The following is a 16,659-nucleotide window of genomic DNA, read 5'->3' on the forward strand; positions in this document are numbered from 1 at the left end:
TCCGGCGTGAAACGTCAGGTCCGGACGAGGCGGATCTCGCGCAGATCGAAGTACGGATCGTGCTTGCCGACGCCGTCCGGCGCGAACCCGTGCCGCCGGTAGAAGCCGAGCGCCTGCTCGTTCGCCTCGAAGACCCAGAGGAACGCGGGCTGTTTGCCGACGGCAACATCCAGTAGGCGGGTGCCGAGCCCGGTCTTCCAGAACGCCTGCCGGGTGTAGATCGCCTCCAGCTCGAACGGCACCGGCGCGTCCTCGTCGCGGCCCGGGCCGATGCCGACGAAACCGGCCACACGGTCCTGCACCGGCGCCTCCGGGTCCGGGTTCACCGCGATCCAGCGGCGCCGGCCCTCGCCCAGGGGTGTGGTCCAGCGTTCGATCCGGCGTTCGATGTTCGACGTACGCTCCAGGAGCAGGTCGGCCGGCATGAGCCCGGCGTACGCCTCCCGCCAGCAGAGCAGGTGACACCAGGCCGCGGCCTCGGAGTCGTCGAGCGTGACCGGGCGAATCTCGGGTTGTCGCACTCAGACAGTAAAGACGATCTTGCCGAAGACGTCGCCTGCGTTCATCTTCGCGAAGCCGTCGCGGGCGTCGGCGAGCGGCAGGGTCGAGTCGATGTGTGGCGAGATCCCGGCGTTCGTCATGAACTGGACCAGCTCCGCGAGCTCGGTCCGGGTGCCCATCGTCGAGCCCTGGACGCGGAGCTGCAGGAAGAAGATCCGGTTCAGCTCGGCCGACTTCGGCGCCTGGCCGCTGGTCGCGCCGGAGATGACGAGCGTGCCGCCCTGCTTGAGCGACTTGAGCGAGTGCGACCAGGTCGCCTGCCCGACCGTCTCCATCACCGCGTCCACCCGCTCCGGCAACCGCGCCCCGGACTCGAACGCGTCGTGCGCGCCGATCTCCAGAGCCTTCGACCGCTTCCCTTCGTCCCGGCTGGTCGCCCAGACGCGGATCCCGGCCGCCCGGGCCAGCGTGATCAGCGCGGTCGCGACGCCACCGCCCGCGCCCTGCACGAGCACGGTGTCGCCCGGCTTGAGCCCCGACTGCGTGAACAGCATCCGGTAGGCCGTCAGCCACGCCGTCGGCAGGCACGCCGCCTGCTCGAAGCTCATCCCGGCCGGCTTCGGTACGACGTTCCGCGCGGGTACGGCGACCTTCTGCGCGAGCGTGCCCTGGTACCGCTCGCTCAGCAGTGACCGCTTCGGGTCGAGCGTCTCGTCGCCCTTCCAGGCCGGATCCGAGACGACCGCGTGCACGACGACCTCGTTCCCGTCCGCGTCCACCCCGGCCGCATCGCAGCCGAGAATCATCGGCAGGCTCTGCTCGGCCAGCCCGACCCCCTTCAACGACCACAGATCGTGATGGTTGAGCGCGGTCGCCCGCACGTCGATGGTCACCCAACCGTCGGGCGCCGTCGGATCGGGCCGCTCCCCCACCTCGAGCGCAGCTACTGGGTCGTCGGCGTCGAACTTGGCAGCGTAAGCGGCAAGCATGCGCTCCACCCTAGACCCGCGGCTCAGCGTGCGTCAGTTACCGAATTCACCATCGGCCTGGACAGCACTCCGTCCAGCAGCCGCCGCGAGTCCTCGAGCGCCTGAATCGACGAACTGATCCGCTCGCGCTCCTGCCTGAGCTGCTCGAGGAGCTCCGGGCACATCGGCTCCAGGCGATCCGTCACGCAGGGAAGCGTCCGGGCGATGGTCGCGGTCGAGAGCCCCGCCGCCAGTAAGGACCGGATCCGGCCGACCACTTCGACATCGGCGTCGGCGTACTCGCGGTATCCGCTCGGGAGCCGCTCCGGGTGCAGCAGTCCCTGGTCCTCGTAGTAGCGCAGCAGCCGCTCGCTCACGCCGGTCCGGCCGACCATTTCCCGCATCCGCACGCGATCACACCCTCGGCGACTTGACTCTGACACCAATGTCGGAGTTTAGCCTCCGGTGTATGACCCCAGTTCTGCTCGCCCATGGTGCGGGCGGCGGCATCCAGGCGAACTTCGCCGCCCTCATCGACGACCTGTCGATCGATCGCACCGTCATCGGGCCCGACCTACCGGGCTCCGGCGCCGCCCCGCGCCGGCCCGAGCCGCTCGCCCTCGATCTCCTGGCGGACGAACTCGTCGCGGCCGCCGACGGACACGACCGCGTCGCGATCGTCGGCTACTCTCTCGGTACGGCGCTGGCCGTACGGGCGGCCGTCCGGCACCCGGACCGGGTCGCGGCGCTCGTTCTCACGGCTCCGTTCGCCAAGCCGACTCCGCGGTTCACCCTGCTGGTCAAGCTGTGGCGCGAGCTCCTCGACACCGACCACCTCGCGGACTTCATGCACCTGGTCGGCGTCGGCGCGCCGTACCTGGACCACCGCACGCCGCAGGAGCTCGCCGACTCCCTGGCCGGCGCGGCCGAACACGTTCCACCGGGCACGCCGGACCAGCTCGACCTGATCGACACCGTCGACATACGGGCGGACCTCGCCGCGATCGCCGTACCGACACTCGTCATCTCCACCACCCACGACAACCTGGTCACGCCGTACCACCACCGGGAGGTTGCCGCCGGCATCGAGGGCGCCAGGTACGCCGAGTTGGCGTCCGGGCACCTGCCGTTCGTGGAGGCACCGACGGAGTGGATCGGGCTGGTCAGGGGTTTCCTCGACAGCCGGGATGTGGTTTGATCCGGAATTAACGGTCTTGACCGTAATCCCGCCCGAGGAGGACCGATGTTTCGTGCGCTCGTGATCGCAGGTCTCACCGCCGCTCTGCTGACCGGGCCGGCTGTGGCCGCGCCGGAGCCACCCGTGACCGGCGCCTATCTGCAGATCACGGCCGATGGAGTTCCCACCGGTCCGGGTCTCGAGGGCGCGACGCACGCGTTCGCGGCGCTCGCGGCGATCTACGACGCGACCGGTGACCCGGCGCAGAAGCAGGAAGCCGACGACCTGCTCGGCTACATCCTGCAGCGGCGACCGGACCACATGAGCACGGACATCGGACTGCAATTGCTGGACAGCCCTTATCTGCAAGGGATTCCTCAACTGCGCACGAACCTCGACACGTTCGCGGACTCGATTCTCGACCTGTACGCCACGCAGCCCGACAAGGTGTTGCGGACCGGTGACATCCGCACGCTGAGCGGCCGCGCCGAGTTGCTGACCGGCTATGCGAAGTACCTCGAGCAGCAATCGGGTGACCCGGCCCGGATCCAGGCCGCCGACACCGCGGCCCGCGCGATGCTCGACCGGTTGGCGGCCTTGCAGTACACCTACCAGGAAGCCGTCGGCTCCTTCCACAATGACCGGTATGTCGGCTCGTTCCCGCACTTCATCGCGGGTGACAACGGCAACATGGGCACCTGGGACGTCGAGCATTGGGCACCCGCGATGCTGTCGCTCGACCAGTACGCCGCGGTCCGCGCCCTGGCCATCGGCTTCGGCCGGTTCCACACCGCCGCGTACAACAACGCGGCCGCGGCCGGAACGCGGCATCTGCTCGGAACCACGACGATCGATCCGGGGCTGATCTACGCCGGCGCGCCCGCCGGGTTCCCGCTCGACGGGGCGACGTACCAGATCGGCGAGGAGACCGGCGAGCACCCGTACCTGATCACCTACGGCTGGTCGCCGAACGCGATCGCCCAGATGGGTACGGCGTTGAAGGCCGTCCGCGACAACCGGGTCAAGGTCCCGCGCTCGGCCGCCTGGCTCGCGTCGTACTGGCGGGGCACTCCTCCGCAGACCGTGCTCGCACCCGGGCAGTTCTGGCACGGACTGGACGCGAAGATCGCCTACACGCACCGCTTCATCGAGTCGACCCAGCTGCCGGTCCCGGCCGGCTTTCCCTGGCTCGACCTCGATCGCACCACGTTTCCCGGCACCGGCGACGACCCGGTCCGTCGGGGCGGCTGGTACGACGGGTCGGGCCGAGGCACCATGTCGGCGGTCTACTCGCGCCTGGCCATGACCGGGTACGTCGAGTCCGGCGGTCGTGACCAGGCCGTGCTCCACCGCGCCGGCCAGTGGTGGGACCAGCTGATCGTGCGCGGCTAACGGTCAGCTCGGAGCGAGTCCGTCACCGCGGGCCGCGCGCGGCCGACCAGAGGTCGTAGAGCTCCGCCGCGTGCTCGGGCCGGGCCGCCAGGATGCCGCCGGACTCGGGCCAGACGTTCTCGGCGCCGCGGTCGTCGAGGAGCACGCCACCCGCTTCCCGGACGACGAGTGCGGCGGCGAGGTGGTCGATCGGGTTGAAGCGTTCGATCACGGCTCCGGCGCCGCGGCCGCCCGCGGGTCCGGCGAGGGTCAGGGTGCCGGATCCCATCACCCGGAGCGTGCAGAACCGGTCGCGGAGCCCGTCCATGAAGACGTCCATGCCGGGCCACGACGAATGGTTCAGCAGTTCGGTGCTGACCATCTTGCCCTCCAGGCCGGTGCCGGCTCCGCCGCGGTCGAGTTCGAGGCGCCGCCCGTCCAGCTCGGCGCCCTGGCCGGCCACGGCGGCGAACACCTGCCCGCGCCAGACGTCCCCGACGACGGCGACGTACGGCTCGCGGTCGATCGCCAGAGCGAGGGAGAAGGCCGTCCACGGCACGCCGTTGGCCAGGTTCGCCGTTCCGTCGACGGGGTCGACGTACCAGCAGGGAACGTTGGGACTGGCGGCGCCGCCCATTTCCTCGCCGACCACGAGATGGCCCGGCAGCCGTTCGGCGATGACGGTGCGCACCTGCTGTTCGACGGCGATGTCGACTGCCGTGACGTGGTCCGCGGCGTTCGCCTTCGTCCGGACGTCGCCGAGGTCGGCGTTCCGGGTGAACTCGTTGGCCCACTCCGCGAGCTCGCGGGCGACCGCGATCGCCTCCACCAGTTCGTCACCGGTGAGCCCGACGGGTCGGGGTGCCTGTGCCCATGACGCCGGCCCCTCCGCGACGACCTTCCGGAGCAGGCTGAGCCGGTTCGTCGTGATCGCGTCCACGCCCAGAGCGAGAACCCAGCGCATGGCGTCCTCGTCGTCGACCGTCCAGCACGCGACACGGAGCCCGGCGCGATGGACGGCGTCGACGATCTCCTGGCTGAGCAGGAGGTACTCCGAGTTGACGACATCCGGCCGCAGGTGCGCGAGGAGGTCCGCGGGTGGTACGTCGCGGCGGTCCCAAGGCAGCCAGATGCTCGCCTCCGGGTCGGGTGCCCGGACGACCGCCATCGCGTCGAAATCGCCGCACCAGGCGACCCGCGCCCCGGAGTCCTGCACCACCCGTGCCGCGGCCTCGGCGATCTCCGGCGAGCCGATGTCGATCACCAGGGTCGACGACGTCCCCGCCAGGACCGGCAGCACCTCGCTGAGAAGCGGGATGCGGTTCTGCGCGTCACCGAGCGCCGCGACATCGGCCCAGTCGAGCTCGCAGACCTGCCGATCGAGACCCCAGAGGCGCTCGAGCGTCGCATCGTGCAGGACTACGACGTGGCCGTCCCGCGTCACGCGGACGTCGACCTCGACGAACCCGGCGCCTGATTCGAGGGCGGAGCGGATGGCAGGGATCGTGTTCTCCCGGTGCCGTTCGACGTCGCCGCGGTGTGCGATGGCCTGCGGTACGCGCCCTGAGGTGCGGACGGGGGCAACGCTCATGCCGACTTCCCCTGACCGACGAGCCGGCCGTCCTCGAACTCGAGCCACTTCTCGATCCGGGCCGAGCCTTTGGCGCCGACGGCGGGTGGGACACCGGTCACGTAGGAACGCAGTTCCGCGTCCTCGCGGCGCAGGTACAGCTCGGCGAAATGCCCACGCGGGACGACCCGTTCGACGGTCGCGGCGAGCCCGCCGGGACGCTGTTCGGAGGTGAAGACGACATCCTCGGGCCGGATCCCGACCACTCGCGGGCCGGACCGGACCCGCCCGTCCTCGATCCGTCCCTCGAGCCGGTTGAGGCTGCCGATGAAGGTCGCCACGAACTCCGTGGCCGGAGTGCTGTAGAGCTCGGCGGGCGTGCTGAACTGCTCGATCCGGCCGTCGTTCATGACCGCGATCCGGTCCGAGACCGACATCGCTTCCTCCTGATCGTGCGTCACGATGACGGTGGTGATGCCAAGGCGCTGCTGGATCTCCCGGATGTCCTCGCGGACCTTGACGCGCAACTTCGCGTCGAGGTTGCTGAGCGGCTCGTCGAGCAGGAGCAGTTCCGGCTCCTGGACGAGCGCCCGCGCGAGCGCCGTACGCTGCTGCTCGCCACCGGAGATCCGGGCCGGGCGCGAGTCCTTGTGGTGCATCAGGTTGACCAGCGCGAGGGCGGCGTCGACGCGCTCCGCGATCTCCGCCTTGGGCCGCTTGCGCAGCTTCAGCGGGAAGGCGACGTTCTTCGCCACCGTCATGTGCGGCCAGAGGGCGTAGTTCTGGAACACCATGGCACTGGGACGGCGCTCGGGGCCGAGGTGTACGACCTCGCGGCCGCCGACCTTGATCGAGCCCGCGTCGGGGGTCAGGAAGCCGGCGATCATCCGCAGGGTGGTGGTCTTGCCGCAGCCCGACGGGCCGAGGAGGGAGACCAGCTCACCCGGGTGGACCACCATGTCGAGGCTCTCGATGATGCTCCGCCCGCCGAGAACCTTGTGCAGGCCCTGGATGTCAAGGCCGCCCGCACCCGGGGCGCTGTCGGTGGCAACGGTCTGGGACTCGGTTGTGTCGGTCGTCATGGCGCCCTTACTTGATCTGGAAGCCCTCGGCGAGATGGCCGCCGATGATGTGCTTGTGCGCGGCCAGCAGCAGCGCGACGGACGGGATGGCGAGCAGGATCGAGAAGACCGCCGCCACCTGGGTCGGGTAGTTGAGCACGAGGCTGTACATCTGCGTCGGCATCGTCATGTAGTCCGGCGCGCCGACCAGGTACGTGCCCTGGGCCTCGTCGAAGGACGCGAGGAAGCTCATGATCGCGGCCACCAGGATGCCCGGGAGAGCCATCGGCAGGGTGACGCTGAAGAAGGTCCGCAGCTTGGAGGCCCCGGCGTCCCGGGCGGCCTCCTCGAGACTGCGCGGTACGGCGGCGAACGCGGCGGCCGGGATCCACGTCATGAACACCACCGTGCCGAGCACGTGGACGACGAGGATGCCGAGGATCGTGTTCATCAGGTTCAGCGCGTAGAACAGCGCCGCCAGCGAGACGAACAGCCCCATCTTCGGGAACGCGTTGGCCGCGAACACCCCGATCAGGAAGAACCGCCGTCCCGGGAACTCGAAGCGCGCGAACGCGTAGGCCGCGGGCAGGCAGATCAGCGCGGAGACGAGCACGGTGATCGGGGCGAAGAACAGCGAGTTCTGCACCGCCATCCCGAGCGCCTGGTCGCTGAAGACGACGCTCCACCACCTGAACGTCCACGCGTCCGGGGCGAGGTGGGGGTAGGTCCAGGTCGCCGCGAACGCCCGTACGGCCAGCCAGCCGAGCGGTCCGATGATGAACAGCGCCAGTACGGCGGCGAAGACGACGACCAGCGCGCGGGAGGCTGCCCGGCCCATCACACCGCCCCGCTTTCCTTGGCGGAGCGGAAGTTCGCCCAGACGTACACCGCTGCGATCCCGGACGCGATCGCGAACACGATGAACGCGATCACCACGGCCTGCTGCGGCTGGTTGAACGAGGAGAAGTAGTTCGACATGTCGACCCCGAGCATGTTCGGCGAGTTCGGGCCGGTGAAGTACGGCACGGTGAACGAGCCGAGGATCCCGATCGCGGTGAACGTCGTCGCGATGATGATCGGCACCCCCGCCATCGGCACCACGACGCTCACGACCACCCGCCAGAAGGAGGCGCCGGCGTCGCGAGCGGCGTCGATCATCGCCTGCGGGACGGCTTGCAGCCCGGAGGTGACCAGCAGGGTCGCGAACGGCAGCGACGTCCACACCGAGCCGATGACCACGGTCACCAACGTGTAGGACCAGACCGGGAAGCCGAGCCCGAACTGGGCCGCCACACTGCGCAGGAACCCGTTCGCGGAGTAGAAGCCGAGGATGGCCCACGAGGCGATGACGACCGGGATGAAGAGCGGGACGATCGCGAGGGTGGACAGCACCTTGCCGATCCACCCGCCGGAGAACTTGAGATAGAGCCCGATGCCGACCGCGAGCAGGATGACGACGACGGTGCTCACCAGGGTGACGACGGCCGTGACGAACAGGTCGCCGAGGAACCGTGCGTTGGTGAACATCTCGGCGTACGCCGAGAACGTCGGGACGATGCCGTGGGCGCTGTGGACGTTCTGGCCGATGAGCGCGACGGTGCGGTTGAGGCCGCCGGTGAAGCCGAGGCTGAAGCCGAAGGCGAGCACCACCGGGAAGCCGATGAACATCGCGATCAGTGCCATCGGCGGCAGCGCCATCAGCAGACCCCGCGTCCGGCCCGCCGCCGCGCGGGCGGCGACGGGCCTGACGACAGCGGGGCGGGCTTCGACCTCAGCGGTCACTTGCCGGGAACCTTCTGGTCCCAGAGGTTGTTGAGATCCTTGGTCATCGAGTCGAAGTAGCCCTTACGCAGGTTGTTCGTGTCGGCGTTGGCGAACTTGCCCTGGAGCTCCTGCGGCAGCTTGTCGAGGGAGATCGCCGGGTAGCCCGAGATGTCCTTGACGATCAGGGCCTGCTGCGCGGGCTCCAGGACGAAGTTCGCGAGCTTGACGGCCGCGTCCTTGCTCGGGCTGCTGGCCGGTACGCCGAGATAGGCCGCGCCGCCGGTGAACGACGGGTCGGAGATCTGGGTGGCCTTCACCGTCGAGGGGACCGCGCCGTTCGCGACGGCCGTCGTGAACATGTCGGACCACACCGGCGCCATCGAGATCTGCCCGCTCGCGAGGAGATCCAGCACCTGCTGGTTGCCGTTGGGGTAGACGCCCTTCTGGTACACGTACGGGTTGAGGCCGTGCAGGGTCGCGAAGCCCTGGTCCCAGTTCGACTCGAGGCCCTTGTCGTAGCCGACCGTCATCTTCTGGCGGGTGTCGGCCGGAACGTACTTGTCCAGCACCGTGGCGACGAACGAGCCGCCGGAGCCGCCCGACTTGGGCGAGTTGTAGGTGAACTTGCCCGGGTTCGCCTTGATCCAGGCGAGCAGGTCGTCCAGCGTCTTCGGCGGGGCCGGCACGGTCTTGGTGTCGTAGGCCAGCAGCACGGAGGAGCCGCGGTACGGGATTCCGCCCGTCCCGCCGGCCTTGACGACGTCGGCGGGAATGTCGGACAGCGCGGAGACCTTCGACGGATCGACCGGGTCGAGGAAGTTCGCGGCCGACGCCTTCGGCACGAACCCGCCGTCGACGAGGTCGAAGCCGGGATCCTTCTTCTGCGCGACCGAGGCCGACAGTTTCGCCATCGTCTGGGCGTCGTGCTCACCGTGCAGGTCCAGGGTGATCTGCACCTTGTAGCCGGGGTTGGCCTTCTCGAACGCCGGCCCTAGGTCGCTCACCCACAGCTTCTGGATGTTCGTGTCGCCGCTGATGAAGACCCTGACCGTCTTCACATCGCCGGCACCTCCGCCCTTCGCGGCGGTGCTGCTCTGCGCACACCCGGTCAGGGTGAGGGCCGCGGCCGCGACCACTGCGACGACCCCGAATGCGGGCCTGAGCTTCATGGAAGCCTCCAACCATCGGTACTGGTGCGGAATGCCCGGCGGGCAAAACCACGCCAATGGTGGCTGCGGCAGGTTTGTTAAGTCAATAGCTTTCCAAGAAGCGTTTGACAATTGGTGGAAACCAACCAGGCGACCCGTTTCCGACGTCCGTGCAGACGGCGGGCGTACCGATCCGGAACTCTCGGCGAACCGCGACCGGCAGTTGCCGGACGCAAAGAAAAAGTTGCTCTGAGCAACACTTTGGATCAGACGGGACGGGCCACACCGTCGGTCGTGGCGGCTGCGGCCACCGCGGCGGCGACCGCCGGGGCGACCCGCTCGTCGAACGGCGACGGGATGATGTAGCCGGGGCGGAGGTCGTCGGCCGGGATCAGGCCGGCGAGGGCGTCGGCGGCGGCCAGCTTCATGCCCTCGGTGATCCGCGACGCGTTGGCGTCGAAGGCCCCGCGGAAGATGCCCGGGAAGGCCAGCACGTTGTTGATCTGGTTCGGGAAGTCGGAGCGGCCGGTCGCGACCACCGCGGCATGCCGGTGCGCGATGTCCGGGTGGACCTCGGGGTTCGGGTTCGCCAGCGCGAAGATCATCGCGTCGTTCGCCATCCGCGCGACGGCCTCCTCCGGCACCGTGCCGCCGGAGACGCCGAGGAACAGGTCCGCGCCCTCGAGCGCGTCGACCAGGCGGCCGGAGATCCCGCCGGCGTTGGTGTCGCGCGCGAGCGACAGCTTCACCGGGTTCAGGTCCGCACGGTCCTCGTGCAGCACGCCCTTGCTGTCGACCACGGCGAGGTCGCCGACGCCTGCCTGCAGCAGGATCCGCGCACACGCCACCCCGGCCGCGCCCGCGCCGGAGATGACGACCCGGATGTCCTCGATGGCCTTGCCGGTGACTCGCAGCGCGTTGCGGAGCGCGGCGAGCACGACGACCGCCGTACCGTGCTGGTCGTCGTGGAAGACCGGGATGTCCAGCCGCTCCTTCAGCCGGCGCTCGATCTCGAAGCAGCGCGGCGCGGAGATGTCCTCGAGGTTGATCCCGCCGAACGTCGGAGCCATCCGCGCGACCGTCTCGACGAACTCGTCCACATCGGTGCAGTCCAGCGCGATCGGCACCGAGTCGACGCCGCCGAACTCCTTGAACAGCAGCGCCTTGCCCTCCATCACCGGCAGCGACGCGGCCGGCCCGATGTCGCCGAGACCGAGTACCGCGGTGCCGTCGGTGACGACCGCGACCACGTTGGACTTCCAGGTGTAGCGGCGGACCAGCGTCGGGTCCTCGGCGATCGCGGTGCAGACCCGGGCGACGCCCGGCGTGTACGCCTTGGACAGGTCGTCGGCGTCATTGACGTGGATCGAGGACGTCACCTCGATCTTGCCGCCGCGGTGCAGTTCGAAGACGGCGTCACCGGCGAACGGATCGGAGATCTCGGGCGAAAAAGGCTGGGCGACCATGCGGGGACCCTTCGGGGTGAAGCGTGCGGAAAGTGAGTGGGCGTTCGGTCCGAACGGCGCGGTGCAAAGGGGGTCACCCGTGGGGCACCGAGTAAACCACAGGGGCGACTGGTCTGCTGTGAGGGGTCCCACATCCCCTCCGATGTGCCAGGATTCGTGGATCCACAACCCCTGTCGAGGAGAACCCGCGATGAACTTCGTCCCCACTCTCCGCAAGACTCGAGCAACCGTCGCGCTGGCCGCCGTACTCGGACTGTCCCTGTCCGCCTGCGGCGACGACTCGGGCAGCGGCGGTTCCGATGACAAGGCGAAGGCGGCCGGCATCACGCTGGTCAAGCCCGGCAAGCTGACCGTCTGCACCCACCTGCCGTACAAGCCCTTCCAGTACAAGGACGGCACCGACGTCGTCGGCTTCGACGTGGACCTGCTCAACCTGGTCGCCGACGACCTGGGTCTGAAGCAGGACGTGGTGAACATCGAGTGGGCGCAGGTGACGTCCGGCGCCGCGTTCCAGGCGAAGAAGTGCGACATGGGCATGGGCGCGATGACGATCACCAAGGAGCGTCAGGCCGCGATCAGCATCACCGACCCGTACATGGACGCGACCCAGGTGCTGATGGCCAAGAAGGACTCCGGCATCAAGTCGCTGGCCGACCTGCGCGGCAAGAAGCTCGGCGCACAGGCCGACACCACCGGCAAGAAGTACGCCGACGAGAACGCCGCCGCGAACGGCTACACGGTGATCCCCTTCAACGACCTCGCGCTGCAGGAGAACAACGTGAAGTCCGGCCGGGTCGCCGCCGCGATCAACGACAACGGCGTGCTGTACGACTTCGTCAAGGACAACCCGGACATGGCCGTGGTCGCCGAGTTCAACACCGGTGAGCAGTACGGCTTCGGCGCGCTCAAGGACGGCAGCGGCCCGAAGCTCGTGTCGAAGTTCAACGACCTGCTGACCAAGGCGAAGTCGGACGGCAAGTACAACGAGATCTACAAGAAGTGGTTCGGGGTTGAGCCGAAGAAGTGAGCACCTCGCCGGAAATTGGGACCGGGACAACCGTTGAGCGGAAGGGGCTGAGCCCGCGGCAGCGGGCCCAGCGCTCCCGCTGGATCCAGTACGCCGTCCTCGTCGTGCTGGTGCTGGTCGCCGTGTTCGTCGCGAACTGGCACCAGATCGGCAGCGTGTTCTTCAAGCCGGAGTTCATCAAGTCGACGTTCACCGACGGCGTGCTCAAGGCCCTGCTGAAGACGCTCGAGTACACGGCCGGCGCGTTCGTGATCGGTCTGGCCGGCGGCACGCTGCTGGCGCTGATGAAGCTCAGCCAGGTCGGTCCGTACCGGTGGATCGCGACCGCCTACATCGAGTTCTTCCGCGGGCTGCCGGCGATCGTGGTGTTCATCGCGTTCAGCCTGCTGCCGCTGGCCTTCCCGGGCATGACGATCCCGTGGGACCCGTACGGCGTGGTGTGGCTGGCGCTCGGGATCGTGGCGTCGGCGTACATGGCCGAGGTCATCCGGGCGGGCATCCAGGCTGTGCCGAAGGGACAGGTCGAGGCGGCGCGGTCGCTGGGTATGCCGGCCGGGCTGGCGATGCGCAAGATCGTGCTCCCGCAGGCGTTCCGGATCGTGCTGCCGCCGTTGACGAACGACCTGATCCTGCTGGTGAAGGACTCGTCGCTGGTGTTCATGATCGGCGTCGCCGCGGACGGCTACGAGCTGACCGGCTTCGGCCGGGACCTGGCCAACACGTACTCGAACCTGACCCCGATCGTGGTCTGCGGCTTCTGCTACCTGGTGATCACCCTCCCGCTGGGCCTGCTGGCCCGCCGGCTGGAAGCACGAACTGCGAGGACGCGCTGAAATGGCACTGGTAGAGATCAAGAACCTGCACAAGTCGTTCGGCAGCAACCACGTCCTGCGCGGTATCGACTTCACCGTCGAGCAGGGCGAGGTGGTGTGCGTGATCGGCCCGTCCGGGTCCGGCAAGTCGACGCTGCTGCGCTGCGTGAACCTGCTGGAGAAACCGCAGGAGGGGCAGGTGATCGTCCGCGGCGAGGACATCACCGACCCGGACTGCCACCTGGACGCGGCCCGGCAGCAGATCGGGATGGTGTTCCAGCAGTTCAACCTGTTCCCGCACCTGTCCGCGCTGACCAACTGCACCGTTGCCCAGCGCACCGTTCTCAAGCGCACCCAGGAGGAGGCCGACCGGATCGCCCGCGCCAACCTGGAGCGGGTCGGGCTGACCGACAAGATCGACGCGTACCCGGCCCAACTGTCGGGCGGCCAGCAGCAGCGGGTCGCGATCGCCCGGGCGCTGTCGATGGACCCGGCGCTGATGCTGTTCGACGAGCCGACGTCCGCGCTCGACCCCGAGCTCGTCGGCGACGTGCTCACGGTCATGCGCAAGCTCGCACTGGACGGTATGACGATGCTCGTCGTCACGCACGAGATGGCCTTCGCCCGCGAGGTGGCCGACCGGGTCGTGTTCATGGACGGCGGCGTCATCGTCGAGCAGGGCCCGCCCGCGGACGTGATCGGCGACCCGAAGGAGGAGCGCACCCGGACGTTCCTGCGCCGCGTCCTCGACCCGACCCACGTCGACCCCACCCCGTAACCACCCGTCCCCTCCCCGTCCCCTCTCTCCCCGTCCCTCCCCTCCTTTCCACCCGACTTTGAGAAGCCACCGACCATTTTCGCGCTGCGTATGTGGTTGGTGGCTTCTCAAAGTCGGGGGTTGGCGGTGGTGACGGTGCGTGGCCGGGTGGTCGACGGGGCGCAGTGTGGGGGGCAGGAGACTACGAATAGGTCTCCATTCGGGGTTGGTCCGTGCGTTGTCCGCAGGTCGCTGTGTCAAGATGCGGACACATGGCACCGGGCCCGACCGGTGCCCGGGTTTGGAGGACCTAGATGTCTGTCCTGCGTAGGGCGCTGGCGTTGTCCGGCGTCCTGGTTCTCGCCGCCGCCGGCTGCGGTTCGAACTCTCTCGAGGGTGGCTCGTCCACCTCGCCGTCGAGCGCCCCCTCCAGCGCTCCGTCCAGCGGGCCGTCCAGCAGCGGGGCGGACCTGAGCGGCTCGCTGCCGCCGAAGATCAAGTCGGCCGGGAAGATCGTCGTCGGCGTGGACGCCAGCTACCCGCCGAACGAGTTCCTGCAGGGCGGCAAGACCGTCGTCGGCATGGACGTCGACCTGTTCAACGCGGTGGCGCAGAAGTTCGGCGTCACCGTCGACTGGCAGCCGGCCGGCTTCGACACGATCATCACCGGCGTCCAGAGCGGCAAGTACGACGTCGGCGTCTCGTCGTTCACGATCAACGACAAGCGCAAGGCGCAGGTCAACATGGTCAGCTACTTCAACGCCGGCACGCTCTGGGCGACCGCGAAGGGCAACCCGAAGGGCGTCAAGGCCGACGACGCGTGCGGCAAGACCGTCGCGGTGCAGAAGGGTACGACGCAGCTCGAGGACGACATGCCGAAGCGGCAGGCCGCGTGCAAGGCCGCCGGCAAGCCGGAGATCAAGCTGGTCGTCCGGGAGAAGCAGGACCAGGCCACCGCGGACCTGGTCGCCGGGAAGGCCGACGCGATGCTGGCCGACTCCCCCGTCGTCCTGTACGCGATCAAGCAGACCAACGGTCAGCTCGAGCAGCTCGGTGACATCTACGACGCCGCGCCGTACGGCTATGTGATCCCGAAGGCGGAGACGGCGTTCGCGCAGTCGATCACCGAGGCGCTGAAGGCCCTGAACACCGAGGGCACCTACAAGAGCACGCTGCAGAAGTGGAACAACGACTCGGGTGCGCTGACCGACTTCGCCGTGAACCCGTGAGGCTTCGATGAGCACGGATACCGCTGAGACCCGGCCGACGGACGCGAGCCCCGATCGGCCGGGGGCGATCAACGCCGTACCGGTCCGGCATCCCGGCCGCTGGGTCGCGATCGCCGTGATCGTGGTCCTGGCCGCAATGCTCGTGCACCTGCTGGTGACGAACAAGGCCTTCGACTGGCGCTTCGTCTTCCAGGCGATGAACCAGCAGCCGGTGATCAACGGCTTCATCAAGGGCACGTTGCTGGTCACCGTGCTGTCGATGATCGTCGGCGTCGGCGGCGGCGTCCTGCTGGCCGTGATGCGGCTCTCGGACAACCCGATCCTGGCCGGGGTGTCGTGGGTGTTCACCTGGTTCTTCCGGAGCATCCCGCGCTACATCCTGCTGTTCACGATGGGCACGCTGGGGATCCTGTTCCCGCAGGGCATCGCGTTCGGGATCCCCTTCGACTGGAAGATCATCGACTGGCTCGGGATGTCCGGTGACTGGCGGTTCGGCACCCTCGACGCCAACCAGGTCTTCACCGGCATCGTCGCCGGTGTGATCGGACTCGGGCTGTCCGAGGCGGCGTACATGGCCGAGATCGCGCGCGCGGGCATCATGAGCGTCGACAAGGGCCAGGCCGAAGCGGCCGAGGCGCTGGGGATGAGCAGCGGCAAGGTGATGCGCCGGGTCGTGCTGCCGCAGGCGATGCGAGTGATCGTGCCGCCGACCGGCAACGAGACGATCGCGATGCTGAAGGACACGTCGCTGCTGCTCGCGGTACCGGTGATCGGCGAGCTGTTCTACCAGCTGCAGTCGATCGGAAGCACGTACTACAAGACATTCCCGATCGCGGTCGCGGCCACGCTGTACTACCTGGCCGCGACCAGCGTGCTGATGGTCGGTCAGTACTTCCTCGAGCGGCACTTCGGCCGCGGCTTCGGGACCACCAAGGCGCCGCGGGCCGCGCGGCCGGCCGGGGCAGGAGGCGCGTGATGACCGAAACGCTCGTACACGCGGTCAACGTGACCAAGTCGTTCCACCACAACGAGGTACTGAAGGGCATCGACCTCGACGTCGACCGCGGGCAGGTGGTGTGCCTGCTCGGGCCGTCGGGTTCGGGCAAGACGACGTTCCTGCGCTGCATCAACCAGCTCGAGACGATCGACGGCGGCCGGATCTGGGTCGACGGGGAACTGATGGGGTACGCCGACCGCAGCGGGAAGCTGTACCGCCTGAAGAACAAGGAGATCGCGGCGCAACGGCGCGAGATCGGGATGGTCTTCCAGCGGTTCAACCTGTTCCCGCACAAGACCGCACTGGAGAACATCGTCGAGGCGCCCACGCAGGTCAAGCGCGAGTCCAAGAAGGTCGCGCGCGAGCGGGCGATGAAGCTGCTCGACCGGGTCGGGCTCGCGGACCGCTGCAACGCCTACCCGGCGCAGCTGTCCGGCGGTCAGCAGCAGCGGGTGGCGATCGCGCGGGCGCTGGCGATGCAGCCGAAGCTGATGCTGTTCGACGAGCCGACGTCGGCGCTCGACCCCGAGCTGGTCGGCGAGGTGCTCGCGGTGATGCGCGAGCTGGCGCTGGACGGGATGACGATGATCGTGGTCACCCACGAGATGTCGTTCGCCCGGGAGGTCGCGGACACCGTCGTCTTCATGGACGGCGGCGTCGTCGTCGAGGCCGGCCCGCCCAAGGACGTCATCAACAACCCCCAGCACTCCCGCACCCAGACCTTCCTGTCACGCCTCCGCTCGGAGCACGAGCACCCCTGAGTTCGGGTACGGTCGGAGTACGAGTCGCACACGTGGTGCCGCCCAGAGTC

General features: G+C 68.6%; 17 protein-coding genes. 8 read left to right on the forward strand and 9 right to left on the reverse strand.

What is annotated here, in order from left to right:
• Positions 1 to 14 precede the first annotated feature (14 nt).
• The 3 genes from ACIA58_RS34155 to ACIA58_RS34165 are packed head-to-tail and all read right to left on the reverse strand — an operon-like array spanning position 15 to position 1,873.
• On the reverse strand, positions 15 to 521 hold the full coding sequence (locus tag ACIA58_RS34155) for a GNAT family N-acetyltransferase (RefSeq protein WP_396407973.1): 507 nt from the start codon (positions 519 to 521) through the stop codon (positions 15 to 17).
• Positions 522 to 1,490 (reverse strand): zinc-binding dehydrogenase, encoded by a 969-nt coding sequence (locus ACIA58_RS34160; RefSeq protein WP_396407974.1) that lies wholly within the window; start codon positions 1,488 to 1,490, stop codon positions 522 to 524.
• Between the two features lie 23 nt (positions 1,491 to 1,513).
• Positions 1,514 to 1,873: a MerR family transcriptional regulator gene (locus ACIA58_RS34165; RefSeq protein WP_396408710.1), complete on the reverse strand. Its 360-nt coding sequence runs from the start codon at positions 1,871 to 1,873 to the stop codon at positions 1,514 to 1,516.
• A gap of 65 nt (positions 1,874 to 1,938) precedes the next feature.
• Here ACIA58_RS34165 and ACIA58_RS34170 point away from each other — a divergent pair, with 65 nt between their 5' ends.
• Together ACIA58_RS34170 and ACIA58_RS34175 are read left to right on the forward strand one after the other, a co-directional pair.
• Positions 1,939 to 2,667: an alpha/beta fold hydrolase gene (locus tag ACIA58_RS34170; RefSeq protein WP_396407975.1), complete on the forward strand. Its 729-nt coding sequence runs from the start codon at positions 1,939 to 1,941 to the stop codon at positions 2,665 to 2,667.
• 45 nt (positions 2,668 to 2,712) lie between these two features.
• Positions 2,713 to 4,038, forward strand: coding sequence for a hypothetical protein (locus tag ACIA58_RS34175; protein WP_396407976.1), 1,326 nt, complete (start codon positions 2,713 to 2,715; stop codon positions 4,036 to 4,038).
• Between the two features lie 22 nt (positions 4,039 to 4,060).
• Here ACIA58_RS34175 and ACIA58_RS34180 read toward each other — a convergent pair whose 3' ends face one another.
• The 6 genes from ACIA58_RS34180 to ACIA58_RS34205 form a co-directional block, all read right to left on the reverse strand.
• Complete coding sequence (locus tag ACIA58_RS34180; protein WP_396407977.1) at positions 4,061 to 5,608, reverse strand: inositol monophosphatase family protein; 1,548 nt, start codon at positions 5,606 to 5,608, stop codon at positions 4,061 to 4,063.
• Positions 5,605 to 6,669 (reverse strand): ABC transporter ATP-binding protein, encoded by a 1,065-nt coding sequence (locus ACIA58_RS34185; protein ID WP_396407978.1) that lies wholly within the window; start codon positions 6,667 to 6,669, stop codon positions 5,605 to 5,607. Before ACIA58_RS34185 ends, ACIA58_RS34180 begins: the two co-directional genes overlap by 4 nt.
• A 7-nt stretch (positions 6,670 to 6,676) precedes the next feature.
• Positions 6,677 to 7,486, reverse strand: a complete 810-nt coding sequence (locus ACIA58_RS34190; protein ID WP_396407979.1) for an ABC transporter permease — start codon at positions 7,484 to 7,486, stop codon at positions 6,677 to 6,679.
• Complete coding sequence (locus ACIA58_RS34195) at positions 7,486 to 8,430, reverse strand: ABC transporter permease (RefSeq protein ID WP_396407980.1); 945 nt, start codon at positions 8,428 to 8,430, stop codon at positions 7,486 to 7,488. Before ACIA58_RS34195 ends, ACIA58_RS34190 begins: the two co-directional genes overlap by 1 nt.
• Positions 8,427 to 9,581 carry an extracellular solute-binding protein gene (locus ACIA58_RS34200; protein WP_396407981.1) on the reverse strand — a complete coding sequence of 385 codons (1,155 nt, stop codon included), beginning with the start codon at positions 9,579 to 9,581 and terminating at the stop codon, positions 8,427 to 8,429. The genes ACIA58_RS34195 and ACIA58_RS34200 overlap by 4 nt, the downstream gene beginning before the upstream one ends.
• A gap of 245 nt (positions 9,582 to 9,826) precedes the next feature.
• Positions 9,827 to 11,026 carry an NADP-dependent malic enzyme gene (locus ACIA58_RS34205; RefSeq protein WP_396407982.1) on the reverse strand — a complete coding sequence of 400 codons (1,200 nt, stop codon included), beginning with the start codon at positions 11,024 to 11,026 and terminating at the stop codon, positions 9,827 to 9,829.
• Between the two features lie 190 nt (positions 11,027 to 11,216).
• Between ACIA58_RS34205 and ACIA58_RS34210 the strand changes: the two genes are divergently transcribed.
• The 6 genes from ACIA58_RS34210 to ACIA58_RS34235 all read left to right on the forward strand — a co-directional run bounded on the left by ACIA58_RS34210 (position 11,217) and on the right by ACIA58_RS34235 (position 16,609).
• Entirely contained in the window at positions 11,217 to 12,053 is an 837-nt protein-coding gene (locus ACIA58_RS34210; protein ID WP_396407983.1) for an ABC transporter substrate-binding protein, read from the forward strand.
• Positions 12,050 to 12,886 (forward strand): amino acid ABC transporter permease, encoded by an 837-nt coding sequence (locus ACIA58_RS34215; protein ID WP_396407984.1) that lies wholly within the window; start codon positions 12,050 to 12,052, stop codon positions 12,884 to 12,886. Before ACIA58_RS34210 ends, ACIA58_RS34215 begins: the two co-directional genes overlap by 4 nt.
• A gap of 1 nt (position 12,887) precedes the next feature.
• The gene (locus ACIA58_RS34220) at positions 12,888 to 13,643 is read left to right on the forward strand and encodes an amino acid ABC transporter ATP-binding protein (protein ID WP_396407985.1); all 756 of its coding nucleotides are present in this window, start codon (positions 12,888 to 12,890) and stop codon (positions 13,641 to 13,643) included.
• Between the two features lie 293 nt (positions 13,644 to 13,936).
• Positions 13,937 to 14,851: an ABC transporter substrate-binding protein gene (locus tag ACIA58_RS34225; protein WP_396407986.1), complete on the forward strand. Its 915-nt coding sequence runs from the start codon at positions 13,937 to 13,939 to the stop codon at positions 14,849 to 14,851.
• A gap of 7 nt (positions 14,852 to 14,858) precedes the next feature.
• Positions 14,859 to 15,827, forward strand: coding sequence for an amino acid ABC transporter permease (locus ACIA58_RS34230; protein WP_396407987.1), 969 nt, complete (start codon positions 14,859 to 14,861; stop codon positions 15,825 to 15,827).
• Positions 15,827 to 16,609 carry an amino acid ABC transporter ATP-binding protein gene (locus ACIA58_RS34235; protein WP_396407988.1) on the forward strand — a complete coding sequence of 261 codons (783 nt, stop codon included), beginning with the start codon at positions 15,827 to 15,829 and terminating at the stop codon, positions 16,607 to 16,609. The genes ACIA58_RS34230 and ACIA58_RS34235 overlap by 1 nt, the downstream gene beginning before the upstream one ends.
• Positions 16,610 to 16,659: the final 50 nt, after the last annotated feature.

The sequence above is a fragment of the Kribbella sp. NPDC051586 genome (assembly GCF_044453965.1).
Taxonomy (GTDB): domain Bacteria; phylum Actinomycetota; class Actinomycetes; order Propionibacteriales; family Kribbellaceae; genus Kribbella.

What these genes read in the sequence shown, in the direction of transcription:
- ACIA58_RS34160 (WP_396407974.1), bottom strand. Translation starts at nt 1,490, where the DNA reads ATGCTTGCCGCTTACGCTGCCAAGTTCGACGCCGACGACCCAGTAGCT.
- ACIA58_RS34165 (WP_396408710.1), bottom strand. Translation starts at nt 1,873, where the DNA reads ATGCGGGAAATGGTCGGCCGGACCGGCGTGAGCGAGCGGCTGCTGCGC.
- ACIA58_RS34170 (WP_396407975.1), top strand. Translation starts at nt 1,939, where the DNA reads ATGACCCCAGTTCTGCTCGCCCATGGTGCGGGCGGCGGCATCCAGGCG.
- ACIA58_RS34175 (WP_396407976.1), top strand. Translation starts at nt 2,713, where the DNA reads ATGTTTCGTGCGCTCGTGATCGCAGGTCTCACCGCCGCTCTGCTGACC.
- ACIA58_RS34180 (WP_396407977.1), bottom strand. Translation starts at nt 5,608, where the DNA reads ATGAGCGTTGCCCCCGTCCGCACCTCAGGGCGCGTACCGCAGGCCATC.
- ACIA58_RS34185 (WP_396407978.1), bottom strand. Translation starts at nt 6,669, where the DNA reads ATGACGACCGACACAACCGAGTCCCAGACCGTTGCCACCGACAGCGCC.
- ACIA58_RS34190 (WP_396407979.1), bottom strand. Translation starts at nt 7,486, where the DNA reads ATGGGCCGGGCAGCCTCCCGCGCGCTGGTCGTCGTCTTCGCCGCCGTA.
- ACIA58_RS34200 (WP_396407981.1), bottom strand. Translation starts at nt 9,581, where the DNA reads ATGAAGCTCAGGCCCGCATTCGGGGTCGTCGCAGTGGTCGCGGCCGCG.
- ACIA58_RS34205 (WP_396407982.1), bottom strand. Translation starts at nt 11,026, where the DNA reads ATGGTCGCCCAGCCTTTTTCGCCCGAGATCTCCGATCCGTTCGCCGGT.
- ACIA58_RS34210 (WP_396407983.1), top strand. Translation starts at nt 11,217, where the DNA reads ATGAACTTCGTCCCCACTCTCCGCAAGACTCGAGCAACCGTCGCGCTG.
- ACIA58_RS34220 (WP_396407985.1), top strand. Translation starts at nt 12,888, where the DNA reads ATGGCACTGGTAGAGATCAAGAACCTGCACAAGTCGTTCGGCAGCAAC.
- ACIA58_RS34225 (WP_396407986.1), top strand. Translation starts at nt 13,937, where the DNA reads ATGTCTGTCCTGCGTAGGGCGCTGGCGTTGTCCGGCGTCCTGGTTCTC.
- ACIA58_RS34230 (WP_396407987.1), top strand. Translation starts at nt 14,859, where the DNA reads ATGAGCACGGATACCGCTGAGACCCGGCCGACGGACGCGAGCCCCGAT.
- ACIA58_RS34235 (WP_396407988.1), top strand. Translation starts at nt 15,827, where the DNA reads ATGACCGAAACGCTCGTACACGCGGTCAACGTGACCAAGTCGTTCCAC.